General features: G+C 38.1%; 14 protein-coding genes, 1 pseudogene and 2 CRISPR repeat arrays. Of the genes and pseudogenes, 13 read left to right on the forward strand and 2 right to left on the reverse strand.

All coding sequences use genetic code 11. The features are described 5' to 3' along the window. The first annotated feature begins 12 nt into the window (after nt 1–12). The 3 genes from XEN7305_RS13345 (at nt 13) to cas6 (XEN7305_RS13355) (ending at nt 3,351) form a co-directional block, all read left to right on the forward strand. Nucleotides 13–1,392 carry an AAA family ATPase gene (locus tag XEN7305_RS13345; RefSeq protein ID WP_006509973.1) on the forward strand — a complete coding sequence of 460 codons (1,380 nt, stop codon included), beginning with the start codon at nt 13–15 and terminating at the stop codon, nt 1,390–1,392. A 73-nt stretch (nt 1,393–1,465) separates the two neighbouring features. Beyond that, nucleotides 1,466–2,560, forward strand: a complete 1,095-nt coding sequence (locus XEN7305_RS13350) for a DUF4435 domain-containing protein (RefSeq protein ID WP_006509974.1) — start codon at nt 1,466–1,468, stop codon at nt 2,558–2,560. 23 nt (nt 2,561–2,583) lie between these two features. Further along, nucleotides 2,584–3,351 (forward strand): CRISPR system precrRNA processing endoribonuclease RAMP protein Cas6, encoded by a 768-nt coding sequence (gene cas6, locus XEN7305_RS13355; protein ID WP_006509975.1) that lies wholly within the window; start codon nt 2,584–2,586, stop codon nt 3,349–3,351. A 46-nt stretch (nt 3,352–3,397) separates the two neighbouring features. Here cas6 (XEN7305_RS13355) and XEN7305_RS13360 read toward each other — a convergent pair whose 3' ends face one another. Next, the gene (locus XEN7305_RS13360) at nt 3,398–4,267 is read right to left on the reverse strand and encodes an Rpn family recombination-promoting nuclease/putative transposase (RefSeq protein WP_006509976.1); all 870 of its coding nucleotides are present in this window, start codon (nt 4,265–4,267) and stop codon (nt 3,398–3,400) included. Nucleotides 4,268–4,555: 288 nt separating this feature from the next. Here XEN7305_RS13360 and XEN7305_RS30340 point away from each other — a divergent pair. The 5 genes and pseudogenes from XEN7305_RS30340 to XEN7305_RS13375 form a co-directional block, all read left to right on the forward strand. After that, nucleotides 4,556–4,753 (forward strand): annotated as a pseudogene (locus tag XEN7305_RS30340) (type II toxin-antitoxin system RelE/ParE family toxin); the annotation flags it as partial. Between the two features lie 5 nt (nt 4,754–4,758). After that, nucleotides 4,759–5,085: a DNA-binding protein gene (locus XEN7305_RS13365; protein WP_006509977.1), complete on the forward strand. Its 327-nt coding sequence runs from the start codon at nt 4,759–4,761 to the stop codon at nt 5,083–5,085. 561 nt (nt 5,086–5,646) lie between these two features. Further along, nucleotides 5,647–6,203: a CRISPR direct-repeat array (repeat unit 35 nt; unit sequence CTTTTGAAATGCTCGCCCCGTCAGGGGATGGAAAC). Between the two features lie 272 nt (nt 6,204–6,475). Continuing rightward, entirely contained in the window at nt 6,476–6,721 is a 246-nt protein-coding gene (locus tag XEN7305_RS27660; protein ID WP_071591350.1) for a hypothetical protein, read from the forward strand. Nucleotides 6,722–6,745: 24 nt separating this feature from the next. Further along, nucleotides 6,746–7,279, forward strand: coding sequence for an AlpA family transcriptional regulator (locus XEN7305_RS13370; protein ID WP_006509979.1), 534 nt, complete (start codon nt 6,746–6,748; stop codon nt 7,277–7,279). Between the two features lie 198 nt (nt 7,280–7,477). Beyond that, nucleotides 7,478–8,578, forward strand: coding sequence for a sigma-70 family RNA polymerase sigma factor (locus tag XEN7305_RS13375; protein WP_006509980.1), 1,101 nt, complete (start codon nt 7,478–7,480; stop codon nt 8,576–8,578). Nucleotides 8,579–8,766: 188 nt separating this feature from the next. Here the strand turns inward: XEN7305_RS13375 and XEN7305_RS13380 are convergent, their stop codons facing one another. After that, nucleotides 8,767–8,991, reverse strand: coding sequence for a DUF4351 domain-containing protein (locus XEN7305_RS13380; RefSeq protein WP_006509981.1), 225 nt, complete (start codon nt 8,989–8,991; stop codon nt 8,767–8,769). Between the two features lie 549 nt (nt 8,992–9,540). Beyond that, nucleotides 9,541–10,674: a CRISPR direct-repeat array (repeat unit 35 nt; unit sequence CTTTTGAAACCTTCGCCCCGTCAGGGGATGGAAAC). 57 nt (nt 10,675–10,731) lie between these two features. Between XEN7305_RS13380 and cas6 (XEN7305_RS13385) the strand changes: the two genes are divergently transcribed. The 5 genes from cas6 (XEN7305_RS13385) to XEN7305_RS13400 all read left to right on the forward strand — a co-directional run bounded on the left by cas6 (XEN7305_RS13385) (nt 10,732) and on the right by XEN7305_RS13400 (nt 14,065). Continuing rightward, nucleotides 10,732–11,814 carry a CRISPR-associated endoribonuclease Cas6 gene (gene cas6, locus XEN7305_RS13385; protein ID WP_006509982.1) on the forward strand — a complete coding sequence of 361 codons (1,083 nt, stop codon included), beginning with the start codon at nt 10,732–10,734 and terminating at the stop codon, nt 11,812–11,814. Between the two features lie 6 nt (nt 11,815–11,820). After that, the gene (locus XEN7305_RS30345; protein ID WP_083889385.1) at nt 11,821–12,066 is read left to right on the forward strand and encodes a DUF2887 domain-containing protein; all 246 of its coding nucleotides are present in this window, start codon (nt 11,821–11,823) and stop codon (nt 12,064–12,066) included. 35 nt (nt 12,067–12,101) lie between these two features. Continuing rightward, nucleotides 12,102–12,290 (forward strand): hypothetical protein, encoded by a 189-nt coding sequence (locus tag XEN7305_RS13390; RefSeq protein WP_238568975.1) that lies wholly within the window; start codon nt 12,102–12,104, stop codon nt 12,288–12,290. Next, on the forward strand, nt 12,280–12,639 hold the full coding sequence (locus XEN7305_RS13395) for a type II toxin-antitoxin system PemK/MazF family toxin (protein WP_006509984.1): 360 nt from the start codon (nt 12,280–12,282) through the stop codon (nt 12,637–12,639). Before XEN7305_RS13390 ends, XEN7305_RS13395 begins: the two co-directional genes overlap by 11 nt. Before the next feature lie 274 nt (nt 12,640–12,913). Next, a complete protein-coding gene (locus tag XEN7305_RS13400) occupies nt 12,914–14,065 on the forward strand; it encodes a hypothetical protein (RefSeq protein WP_006509985.1) in 1,152 nt (383 codons plus the stop codon). Nucleotides 14,066–14,334: the final 269 nt, after the last annotated feature.

Raw genomic sequence — 14,334 nt, forward strand, 5'->3', positions numbered from 1 at the left:
TGTGACCTCAAAATGAATAATAAATGCCTAAAAACTCTACAGATACTAGGATTATTTGGTTCTCAAGATATTAGCTTAGATTTTCATTCAAGATTTAATATTCTATTTGGAGTTAATGGTTGTGGCAAAACAACCATCTTACATATTATTGTGAACGCATTAAGCTCTGATTATGAACGATTTTTGTATATTGATTTTTTTGCAATAAATATAGAGTTGTCAAATGGAGAGAGTATCAAATTGCGTAAAGATAAACGGGAGGATAATTGTGTTCTAGTATATATAAATAATCAAAGAAACCCAATAAGAATATCAAAAAATGATAAAGAAAAAATAATTGAATATCCTCCTTTATCTGAAGTGTCTTACATACCTGCTTTCAGAAGCATGATTGAGGGCTGGTATTTAATAAATAAAGACAAAGAAAATAATTTAGTCAACAGTCATCCTAGCTCATACTATACATATCTAGCTAGAAAAATGTATGGGGATTTAGTTCCGAGTGTTGATTATACATCTATTACGGAAATCGAAGAAAAACTAAATCATGAAATAAGGAAAATACTTGATGACATAGCCAAGTCTGAAATCAAATTATTTGTTGATGCTTTTCAAGACGTTTATAAATTCAATCTGATTCCAGAGAAAAATAAAAACTCAAAAGATCCCAAGCAGCTCCTGGAACATATTGAGGATGAAGTAAATAAATATATCCGAAAAAATAATAATTATCCTATCCAAGAAAATTCAATTATAAATAAAATATCTCAGAGTAATTTTTTTAATATTTTAGAGTTAAAAAACACTAATGAGATAAATTATTTTATTATTAATAATCTTAATTTATACAAAGATCTACTATTAAATCTTAGTAGAATAAAAGAAGAGTACTTTGCACCTATAAATAAATATTTTGATGCTGTTAATGTTTTTTTAAATGACAAAAAGTTAGAAATTTATAAGTATCCTAATGCTAATAATTCCCTAGTGAAAATACATTCCAAATCGGGAAATTATTTAAATGGACTCAAATCCTTATCTTCTGGAGAGAGACAGGTCGCAACAATTTTATATTTTGCTACAAATATCGCTAATAAAAATTTAATTCTTATTGATGAACCAGAGATATCGCTTCACATTGATTGGCAGAATGATTTATTGCAAAATATTTGTGAATTAATAAAAGATAATAATATGCAAATCATTATTTGCACTCATTCGCCTGAGATCAATCTAGATAATGTCGATGATGATGATAATGATTATTGGCAAGAAGTAAAACCAATTCAGTCCGATCCCACAAAATGGAAAGAAGAATTTGAAGAAGAATTTGAAGAAGAATTTGAAGAAGATTCTGAAGAAGAAGAGTTTTCAGAAGGAGAGGAAGACTAATTATAAAACACTGGCATTTAAGATTATGAAAATATTAAAAGTCAATTTTAGCAACAATTAGAATATTTAAAAAATGAATAAATTACTAAGGAATACAGATAGCTTTATCAGAAAAGTTCGAATGTCAAACATGAAATATTTATTAGTAGAAGGTGAGAGTGATTCCAAAATACTTAAGCAATTATTGAAGAGATTTAGAGATAATAATCTTATAAAAAAAGATAAAGTCGAAGTACAATCAGCTCAATATATCAAATCAAATAAAGATACTATTCAGGGCAATAGACATAAAGTTGAGTATATTAGCAAAAACATAAATAAGGAAAATTTTGCTTACAGATTCGTAGGGTTTGTCGATCGTGAATTTAGAGATTTTCTGATTGACAAAACTATTCGAGATATTATAAGTTCCCACAAAGTTTCTTCTAGACTAGTATGGTCTAGAGGTCATTCAATTGAAAATTATTTTTTCGATCAAGATGTTTTGAAGTTATATTGTGCCAACGCTTCATTTAAGCTTGACTATTATGAGTTAATTGAAGAGAGATTTCAGTTTTTATACTTGTCAATCTTAAATTTATCTACAATATTATCTTTGTTAGCCAAGGAATTGAACGAGAAATACGAACTTAGTTTTGAGGAAATAGAGAATTCAATTAGTTTTGAATTCTTAGAAATTGAAAATAATCAGATAATTATAAAGATTGATGAATGGCTAGAGCGTCTAAAAAATAAGATAAAAAATAAAATTGAATCAACTGACATTTCCAGTGAAGATTTTTTAAAAGAGACAAGGATAATTTACAATGATATTTGCAGTATTGTATCTCTAACTGAAGATCCTGATACAAAAAAATTTATTTGTCACGGTCATCTAGGTCTGCATTGTGTAATTGAAGCATACAAAAAATGCCTAATTGTAGTTTCTGAGGAAGCAATTAAAAATCAAATTGAGCAAATTAATGAAAATGTTACCAATTCAAAAAGAAGAAAAAAAGACAAAAAAATACAAGAGTTGATTAATTTTAGTAAAGATTATACTAAAAGCTTGATACATTTAGGATGGCTCGACACCATACAGAGAAAGAGTGACTTAACTAATAATAGTGAAAGCTCAAACATTTTCCCTTTAGAGATATTAAGGCTTCTTGACTTAATTAATATCTAGTTTTTTGAAAAATTACGATGCTTATGCTAATCCGCTCTACTTGGAAATTGGCCACTAATGAGGTTGCCGTTATCCCTCGTTCTTATTGCCTAGAATTAGTCAAACAACTACACCAACAAATGGGCCTAGAAATTGGTACAGAAAAAATACCTACTACTACTTTTTCGGGCTTGGTGGGATATTATACTAGTTCTCAAGATTTCTATAATTTTCTGCCAGATGAAGTCTATCAATTATCATTATCAGGATTAACCGAAACTAGTAGTAAGGCGATCGCAGATCTTGATTTATCCAATTCTTTAGAATTTCTTGGCGCCAAATTTAACGTAATTAATCGAGAAGATTGCATCACCAGTTACGAAAAACTTTATACAGAGTTAGTTGCCGAAGAACCAGAAACGATTAGACAATTTAGTTTAAACTTTGCCACTCCTACTAGTTTTTCTTCCCAAGGTAGTCATTTACCTTTACCCATTCCCAGCTTAATGTTTCACAGTTGGCTAAAAAAATGGAATCATTTTGCGTCAATATATTTAGGTGGGGATGAGTTGGTTAATTATCTGAGTCAAGCCGTAAAATTTAAGCGTCATCGTTTACAAACTCGTAATTTTCAAGTACATCGAGGTTACGTTACAGGGTTTACTGGCAATGTAGTATTGCAACTTCCTTTTCGAGTTGAACCTTTACTGGCTAATGTTACTGATTTATTGGTTAATTATGCTGAATTTTCTGGGACAGGAATGAAAACTCGCCTAGGAATGGGACAAACTTTAGTTCATAAAGATAGCTAATTACAATTAAAAAGCGTATAAAGTTAGTGGATTTCCATGCTATTTATTAATTGTTAGCAAACCAACTCAGCAAATCATCACGATTAGAAAAATCCAATAAAGCTTCTCCCAAAGCTTCTAGCTCTTCTACTGATAATCTATTAATTCGAACTTCATCTTCTGCTTCAATGTCACCAATACGATATTTTAATAAACGCGAAACAAGGTGAGCTTGACCTTCTTGTCGCCCTTCTTGTCGTCCTTCTTGTCGTCCTCGTTGTAATCCTTGCTCTAGACCCTCTTTAACTCCTTTGTCCTTAATGTCCTGATAAATAACAGATTCTTGCATAATTTCCTCCCGTAAAACTTGCTGAATCACTTCCTTCTTTAATACTAAACCACCTAAAATTGAAGTCGCTGCTATGATATTACTTTGCTCTCTTCTATCTTCAAGTTTATCAATTGCAGAACGAATGTCCCGTAAAGTTTGAGTGCGATCGCCTGTTTTGCCCAATACTGCCAAAGGTAACAAACCTCGATACTTCAGCAAATCTGCTGTTGGTTGTTCCCACAGCCTAATCACCTCAAACTCATGACGCATCCCAGAAATTGTGAAGACATTTTGCTGTGCTAATTCCGAACTGGTAGATTTTAAGTAAATTACAATTTGTCGCATTTGTTTATTTGGATAGCGACGATGAACTCGTAATCTGTAATCAGCCATGCGAAAAGGAATCGCTTCATCAGTTTGAGTTTGGAATTCCAGATGTAAAACAAATTCAGCAGATTGAAGCAAAATTAGAGCATCAGCACGAATTGGTTCCAATGATAATTCCTTCGGACTTAACGTAGTTAATTCCTGAGCTTCGCCCAGAACCCAGCGCGCAAAATCACTAGAGAAGTTCTCTGCCAAAAATTTACACACATTGTCATACATACTGAATTAGCTATATAGAGATCGTATTTAAGAAACAGTCAACAATAGATTAACAATATTGAGTTATCCTCATACATTTCTTGCGATCGCGCAGTGCCAGCTTCGCTGATCGCAGAGCACTAGTGAACGCGGGCGTAAATAAGCTATCTATCAACGAAGAGCAAAAAGCCGATGTATCAAGACTTATTACTCATTACTTATTACTCATTACTTCCGCGAAGCGGCACTAGCCTCTGGCTGATCACGCAGTTCCAGCCTTTGGCCGATCGCCAAAGCCATCTTTACTAAAAGTGGTTTGACGGAATAGGAGAATATAAGATAGATTTCGGTGCTGGATATCGGATTTATCTTGCTCAACAAGGTAAGCAGCTTATCATCTTATTTGGTGGCGGAACAAAAAAGAATCAACAATCTGATATTAAAAAAGCTAAGAAACTATACCAAGAATATAAAGAACGAAAAAAGAAAACTAACAAAAAGAAATAATTATCATGGAATTAACAAGAGACTTTAACGAGACAGTTAGCAAAAGAGTAAGCCGAGATCCGGAGTTTGCACAGGCTTTGCTAAACGAAGCCACTTCACTTTTCTTAAATGGGGAACCAGAAACTGCAAGATTAATTTTAAGAGATTTGGTCAATTCCACTATCGGCTTTGAAGAACTTGCAATTCAAACGGCTAAGCCAAGTAAAAGTCTTCACAGAATGCTATCGGCAAAAGGAAATCCTACAATGGATAATCTAACTGCTATTTATAGAGTTCTTTGTCAAACACTAAATGTAAATATAGGTATTCAAATAATGCCTTGTTCCTCCTAAGACTTAAGTGAGATGGAAAAGATGGATCTAGTGCCGCTACGTCGAAGTCAAGAGTCAAAAGTCTTTTGTCACAAGGATCTCAATCTTTTTGACTAGGTATTGTACTTGCGATCAGCTTTACGGGGCAGGAAGCGCCAGCCTTTGGCCGATCGCCGAAGCAATTTTTACTCATAACAGCGGTTTTTGCTGTATGTTGTTCTCAGTTACGGTAATTCATGATCTTCTAAATACAGTTTCCGAGATTTCTAGAATATTAAAAAATATATAGAATGGAGGCCAAGCCTATTATTTTTGATAATATACGGGTTATCTGAACCATGACAATTGAATAAAGTTAACACTCAAGTTTCCCAGCATTTAATAACAGTATTCGGGGGATAGCAACAATCGCTGAAAACCCTATGATTTCGTTGAACCCCGTCGATGCCAGTTCTGGTAAAGGGTTGAGTCCCGATGAGGGTTCGCTTATTGCAATTAATTACTAATTATTTGCCAGTACAAATGTATCCCGCAAAAAACCGTTCAGAAGCCCCTATCTGGAAAGAGGGTTCAGAGAGCAGTCTTTTGAAATGCTCGCCCCGTCAGGGGATGGAAACTTTCATTTATTGTACTGTTATTTTTACAGAAGTTGTCTTTTGAAATGCTCGCCCCGTCAGGGGATGGAAACAAAATGTTGGCCTTGGGGTGTTTTACGGAATTCAAGACTTTTGAAATGCTCGCCCCGTCAGGGGATGGAAACTTTCCCCTAATTATTCACGGGGCGTGATTTTATGACTGTTTCTTTTGAAATGCTCGCCCCGTCAGGGGATGGAAACACCACAGCTTGGCAAACCATGACCATTCATCATTCTTCAGCCTTTTGAAATGCTCGCCCCGTCAGGGGATGGAAACGCTCTTCCGTCATACCCTTGCAGGCTTTTTAAGTAAGCTTTTGAGATGCTCGCCCCGTCAGGGGATGGAAACGTACTTCATAGTTTAGTTATTAAAGCTAATTGTATTTACTTAATCTTTTGAAATGCTCGCCCCGTCAGGGGATGGAAACTTTTGTTTCTTCTCCGCCCAATATCTTGACGACGCTTTCTGCTTTTGAAATGCTCGCCCCGTCAGGGGATGGAAACGCTGTGTATCCTTGCTCATTCTGGTAGACACCGACACTTCCTTTCAATACACTTTCCCTGCAAAGGGATGAAAACGTTGCATAATCGTAAGTATAAAAACTTCAAAAAGCCTAGGCTTCAGAAAACAAACGCCACAAGGATTACAGCGATCATTACAAGGATTACAGCGATCGCCAAAGACTAAGAACTTTGATAATTTATCAACCTGAAACAACATAGTAATCCGTGGTTGTCACTTGACAACTACAGGTTTTCAGTATTAGCATTCGTATGTGTATGGAAAAAAACACCCTAATAAAGAGATTCGGGCTGCTTTAGAAGATGCTGAGCAAAAGGGTTGGCGCATTCTACAAGGCGGCTCTCATGCCTGGGGAAAAATCTATTGCCCTTACAACAATTCTGACTGTCGATGTGGAGAATTTTGTAAAACCAGCATCTGGAGTACCCCGAAAAACCCAACTCATCATGCAAGACAAATACGTCGAGTAGTAGATAACTGTATTTATCAAAACAGATAACTACTGCCAGGAGGAAACCTTAAAATGCCTGAATATGACTTTACTTTGAAATTTAAGCTTCCAGACTTCGATATTGATCCTGATATTTACATTGAAAATTTGTATGAATCTGGTTGTGATGATGCCCTCATTGGGACTGGAAAAAAAGGGTATATTGGACTGAACTTCATTCGCGAATCTTCATCAGCATATGAAGCGATCGCCAGTGCCGTGAAAGATGTCAGAAAAGCTATTCCCCACGCGAGTCTGGTTGAAGCGGCACCCGATTTTGTGGGCATAACAGATGTAGCAAATTTATTGGGATGCACTCGACAAAATATCCAAAAGTTAATCTCAAAAGATCATTTACACTGTCCATCTGCTATTTACGGAGGGGCACAATCTATCTGGCATTTAGTCGATATTCTTACTTGGCTAGTTGAATATAAAGATTATTCAATAAAGGAATCCTTGATCGAAATTGCTAAAGCCACCATGAATTTGAACATCGCCCAACAATTTCAAATGTGCGATCGCGATTTGCAAGAAAATTTCAAAATCTTAGTTACATCAAAATAGATAGGTACTTCGCGCCCCGCGAGGGGATAAAAAAGCCTCAGAAATCTAGTACCACAAGAGTTACAGAGATTATCCAAAAAAGACAGGCGATCGCCAAAAAGTAACCATAACGTAGTACAATACAAAAAAACCCAGTCGCGGGCTCGGTGCACCAACACCAGAAAACCCCACTGGGAGTAACCTACAACAGAGGTCACAATGAATATTTTACGTTACGAATTAAATAATATAGAATTCTTCACTATTCAAACAACAGGTGAATCAGGAATGAGTCAATCTGGTTTAGCAAGGATGTGTGGAGTTACACAAAAAGCTGTTGATAATCTCCTAGAAAGACTTGGTACGAGTTCTTGCCCAGAATTTCTACAATCCCTACAGGGCAAGGGATTGACACTTAGTACGAGTTATCATGAGTATCATAACGTCACCATCCTCAAAGACTCAGTTTGCGCCCTTATCCTAGAATGGTACGCCTTTGAATCCCAACGTCCCACCGAAAAAGCCCGACAAGCATTTCGTCAGTTCGCCGCTGTAGGAATTCGCACCTGGATACAAACCTTAACAGGGTGGCAGAACTTCACCACTTCGCCCATCCCCGAAAAAGAATCAAAACAATCTGTTCGGACAACATATCACCCCCAAACCCTAGAAGATGGAGAACTATCGCCCCTAATCAAACAAATCAACTCCCTACAGCATCATCTAAAAATAGCTCTCAAACATCGCCACGCCATTCACAATATTGTCGAAAAACCCGTTGCTGTCGATTTGTCTCTCAATCGTGTCGTCCATACCGCAGTTCACGAACAAGCAGCAAAACTGAACCAAGCCCTAATCGCCCTAGAAGCCATCCGAGAACAAGCCCTTGCTTTAGAACTTCTGACTCAAAAAATCCCCGAATCAGAAAAAATTACCCAGTCATTAAATCAATTGACCAACGTAATTGAACAAATGCGCCAAGAGAATAACCATCTCAAAAGCATTATTCGACAACAAAAAGCATTACTTCAAAGCCGAAGACAAATCAGCCCCAAATATCAACTAGCAACCACAGAACTAGAAAACTTAGATCAAACTCTCGCCCCCAGAATCCAAGAAATCACTGCCATTCTAATGAAATCCCAAAAACGCCAAGGTGGAACAAGAGCCATCTCCACTTGCACCAGAAGAGCAGAAATTTACGCTCGATACGAAATCGGGCAAAGTCTTGAAGAAATCGCCCAAGCCCTCAATACGCCCTATCAAACCGTTAAAAGCTACGTCAAGCTGACCAGAAAAGAAATGAAATACAATACGTAAACTTAGCAAAAATTTCCAAAAGTCCCGCAGGATTGTAGATCTTAGGGGCTTCCATGCCATTAATTAATTATTAGCCAACCAAGCCAGCAAATCATCCCGACTAGTGCCGCTGCGCGGAAGTAATAAGTAATAAGTAATGAGTAATAAGTCTTGATACATCAGCTTTTTGCTCTTCGTTGATGGTTGTCTTATTTACGCCCGCGTCCACTAGAAAAATCGAATAAAGCTTCTCCTAATGCTTCCAATTGCTCTATAGATAATTCAGTAATGCGGATTTCATCTTCCGACTCAATCTTTCCAATACAATGTTTTAATTGACGCACAACCAAACTAGCTTGACGCTTTAAACCCTGTTGTAAACCCTGTTGTACGCCTTGTTCCTTAATGTCCTGGTAAATTACAGACTCTTGCATAATTTCCTCCGGTAAAACTTGCCGAATTACTTCCTTCTCTAATACTAAACCACCTAAAAAGATAAATTACTATTCTGTATTTTCTGTGGGGGCGAATGGCCATTCGCCCCTACCACCATGATCTGTCGTGAACATTATTTAATTTGGTATAATTTTTGCTAATAACAGCGGTTTTTGCTGTACGGGGTTCTTGACTACAGTAATTGGTGATATTCTAAGTATAGTTTTTGAAATTTCTATAATATTAAAAAATATATAGAATAGAGGTTAAACTTATTATTTTTGATAATATGTGGGTTATCGGAACCATGACAATTAAATAAAGTTTTCCTCAGATTTTCCAGTATTTAATGACAGTATTCGCGGTATGGCGACAATCGCTGAAACTCCTATTATTTGGTCGAACCCCGTCGATGCCTTTTCTGGCAAGGGATTTGGGCTTTTGGAGAGTGGGCTATTGCCATTAATTCTTAATTATTTGCTAGTGCAAATATATACCGCGAAAAATTCTTCGGTCAGCCTTATCCGGTAAGAGTTGTGGGTTTTTATCTTTTGAAACCTTCGCCCCGTCAGGGGATGGAAACCTTTAGCCGCTAGGTTAGTTTGTCGGGCCTGCTCTGCAGCCTCCTTTTGAAACCTTCGCCCCGTCAGGGGATGGAAACTTTAGAAGATTCCGCAGGGGCTTCTTCTTCACTTTCATCTTTCTTTTGAAACCTTCGCCCCGTCAGGGGATGGAAACATTTGAATGTTTAACAGCAGGGTATTTAGTGTACCCAAAACTTTTGAAACCTTCGCCCCGTCAGGGGATGGAAACGTAACCAACTCCTCTGCATTGTGTCGGCTCCCCCTGCTTTTGAAACCTTCGCCCCGTCAGGGGATGGAAACTTTGAGGGTAGCTATCGAAAGAGCTAGACAATCTTTTTTCGGCTTTTGAAACCTTCGCCCCGTCAGGGGATGGAAACATGTATTAACTCTAAATATAGTGATCTGTCCCTTTCTTTTGAAACCTTCGCCCCGTCAGGGGATGGAAACTCTTCACTTGGTACACATATGTATGTTGATCTGTCCCTTTCTTTTGAAACCTTCGCCCCGTCAGGGGATGGAAACAATTTGTACGTCACTAATAGGCTTTCCCCTATAATGTTCTTTTGAAACCTTCGCCCCGTCAGGGGATGGAAACTTCATCTTCCTGCCTTAAACTTTTTTCGATGTCTAGTAATCTTTTGAAACCTTCGCCCCGTCAGGGGATGGAAACTTTTGCACCGTGATGTATGCCCCCCACTGTCTTTTGAAACCTTCGCCCCGTCAGGGGATGGAAACATAAAGGTCTTTTATGTTTGGCTGTAAGCTTAAACATAAACTTTTGAAACCTTCGCCCCGTCAGGGGATGGAAACTCCAGACCTGTTGCATATGACTGCAAGAGATCCTTTTGAAACCTTCGCCCCGTCAGGGGATGGAAACCTTAAGCTCCTTTTGCATAAATGCTGTTCTTGCCGCAACCGTCTTTTGAAACCTTCGCCCCGTCAGGGGATGGAAACCCAAGAGCCCAGTCATCCGATAAATCATCAGAAACCTTTGAAACCTTCGCCCCGTCAGGGGATGGAAACCCTGGGTTCCGTTTGCAACATTTATCAGTTTGCCCACAGTCTTTTGAAACCTTCGCCCCGTCAGGGGATGGAAACTAATAGAATTAAAATATTGATGTCAAATTGTTTTTGCCGAGATATCCATCAAACCAAATGACAGATCATGCGATCGCATTCCCTGAAAACTCAGAACTAATTGGCTTAGTATTCACCCTCACGCCAGAAAAAGACGGCAGTCTATATCCTGAATACGCCAAAGGTTTACACGCTTGGTTTCTTAACCAAGTACGGGAAGACGATCCGAAACTATCCCAATATCTGCACGATGGACAATCAGAAAAACCTTTTACAATTTCCAGATTAGAAGGAGAAATGACCACTAATGGCAAACAACTATATCTCTCTGCACAAAATACTTATCGTTGGTATCTAACAGCCCTATCTCAACCTGTCGTGATCTGGATGCAACAATGGTTAACCCGTTTACCTAAATTTATCTATCTACAGAAAGTCAAACTACAAATCAAAAAAGTCACAATAACTCACCCCGCAACTACCTACGACAAACTACTCAAAACCAGAAGCGGTAAAAATCTCAGCCTTAGCTTTATTAGCCCCACTAGTTTTCGAAGTAAAGGACATCATTTTCCCTTGCCAGTCCCCAACAATTTATTCCATAGCTATCTCAGACGGTGGAATCATTTTGCACCTCAAAAATTTGAGCCCGATTCTTTTTTGCCCTGGATTGATGAAAATGTTTTTATTGTTCGCCACCAACTCGAATCAATCAAAGTACCAGGAGGAAAAAGAGGCTTAGTTACTGGCTTCGTCGGCGCAATTGAGTTGAATTTGGCTAAAGCTAGTAGTCAAAATCCTGAATATGTTCAGTTATACAAAGCTTTGGGGCAGCTCACGGTTTATTGTGGCACAGGACATAAAACTACTTTTGGGCTAGGTCAGACTAGACTAGGTTGGCAAGTAAAACCCAGTGCGATCGCAACTATAATCACAGAAACTCTCTTAGCAGAAAGAATTGCCGAAATATTCGAAGGCTTGATGGCAAAGCAAAAACGAATTGGCGGAGAAAGAGCAACCAAAGTATGTAAAACAAGAGCAACTATCATGGCAAGACAAGAGGCCGGTGAGTCGCTAAAAGATATCGCCCAAGACCTAGAAATGCCCTATGACACAGTAAAAACCTATGTTAAATTAGCTCGTCATGCTTTGAATTCTTAGAACAAGATTGATGAGGAAAACAGTTCTTTAGGCATAGCAGTTGTTAAGCTAGTTATAGAAAAAGAAGAAACAGTAGCTGAAAAAGCTGGATGGTTAATCGAGCAAGCAAAACAACAGCTAGTAGATAAGGTAGCTCAAGCAAACCTCATCGAGCTTATTGAAACTATAATCGTTCAACCAATTATAATAATCCTAACTGATAATATTTTCTTATGCCTAGCAAACCTACCTACAAACAAAGCATATCAATAACTGTAGATACTCAACTACTTGAGGAAATAGATCGTATGACCAATAACCGATCCGCTGCGGTGGAAGAAGGCTTAAAGCTTTGGCAAAAACAACAAATTGAAGAGCAATTGAGAAACTTCTATCAAAACCGTTCTCAAGATGACTTAAAATTTGAACAAGAATGGACGCAAGAAACCCAAGAAAAGGCACTCTCAGCTTGGAAGGAATCTCCCGTTGAATATTAGTGATAAAGAATTCCCTCGCCAACGACAAGTTTATTTATCTAGAGCTTTAAAACAATCAGGAGACACCAAAAAGCGTCCAGTAGTAGTAGTTTCAACCGATATTCGCAATCAATATAGTTTGACAGTCTTAGTAGTTCCTTTTTCTTCTGATATTTCTGGGGCTGCTAATCCCAGTCGTGTTTTGATTCAAGTCGGCGAAGGAGGTTTAAGGTCGGATTCGGTAGCGATGTGTGATTTTATTACCAATGTAGAAACACGTTATCTTGAGCGAGAACCCTATGGGGAAATATCTATAGATTCTTTCAAGCGCATTCAGCGAGCGATTCAAATCGCCATTGGAGCTTTTTAATCGCGTTATTTTTTTTACTAATAGTGAACGCTTGCCCCATAAGGGGATGGAAACGCAGCAGGCACGCAGTGTACCTCGCAGAGTTCAGAGAGTCCGTCTTCTGAAACACTCGCCCCGTCAGGGGATGGAAAAGTCTTAGAAGTCAAATGCCACAAAGCTTACAGAGATCGCACTTTATTCCCGAAACATAGTAAAATACAAAAAACCCCAGTCGCGAGCATGGTGCTACCAACACCAAAAACTCCACTGGGAGTAACCTGAAACAGAGGTCACAATGAATATTTTACGTTACGAAGAAAACGGCATCGAATTCTTTACAGTTCAAGCAACAGGCGAATCAGGAATTAGTTATTCTGGTTTAGCTATTTTGTGTGGAGTAAATCAATCTACCATCACAAGATTGATTTCAAAGTTAAGGAATATCAACCCTATGCGCGCACGTCAAGAAATTCAGCCAACAAGTAATTCTAACAATGGTTTCAACCCCATGCGCGACAACGCAACTAAAAGACTGAAAGCTTTCATTGGCGAGGAATTACACCTGGAAGGGGATTATAAAAAACAAGGTGGCGAAACTAAAATTCTCCGAGCTGACTTTTGCGCTGCCGTAATTAAACATTACGCCCTAGAAGGCAGAGAAATCGCCGAGCACAGCATGGACAAATTCATGACATTAGGTGTCAATACCTGGATACAATCTATTACAGGCTGGCAAATCGCCCCAATCCCCACCACCGAAACCATCAACCGAACTTCTCCCCAGCCCACAACCACCACAAACCCAGACATCAACCAACTATCAGAACAAATTGAAACAGTAAAACATCAACTATTCCTAGCTCTCAAACATCGCCACGTCATCCACAACATAGTAGAAAAACCCACCGCAGTAGACATCTCACTCAACAGAATCATTCACACCGCAGTTCACGAACAATCCGGAACACTTAATCACGCACTAAATAATCTACTCTCAATTCAAAAACAAATCGCCACCCTAGAATCCCTAACTCAAAAAATTGCCCAATCGGATCAAATAACCCAATCCCTAAATCAATTGACTCACACCATCGAACAGATGCGTCTAGACAATGAGCATCTCAAAAAGGTTATTCAACAGCAAAAAGCCCTACTCAATAATAGAAAACAAACCAACCCCCACTATCGACTAGCAACCCAAAAACTACAAAATCTTAAACAAGTCCTAGCCCCCAGAATCCAAGAAATAACGACTCTCCTGATGAAATCGCAAAAACGCCAAGGAGGAACAAGAGCTATCTCCACTTGCACCAAAAGAGCAGAAATTTACGCTCGATACGAAATCGGACAAACCCTCGAAGAAATCGCTCAAGCTCTCAAGATGCCTTATCAAACAGTCAAAAGCTATGTCAAACTCACCAGAAAAGAATTAATAAAAAACTCATAAAAGGTGAGTTCGATGAGTACAAAATTTGCTAGTTTTGAATAAGGATTTGGGGATTTGGGGATTTGGGGATTTGGGGAAAAGCTTATTACTTCGTTGTTCAACTTGGGAAATTTAATCAAAAAAATCATATTTTGACTTATATCGAAGAATATCTTAGATATAAAGAATTTTTATGCCTATCATTGCTGAATTCATCGTTTTCGGGATCTCCCTAACACCTAACACCTTTTACTCGCAATTAACCTAATTTTGCCAATCATGTACATTTT

Source organism: Xenococcus sp. PCC 7305 (assembly GCF_000332055.1).
GTDB lineage: Bacteria > Cyanobacteriota > Cyanobacteriia > Cyanobacteriales > Xenococcaceae > Xenococcus.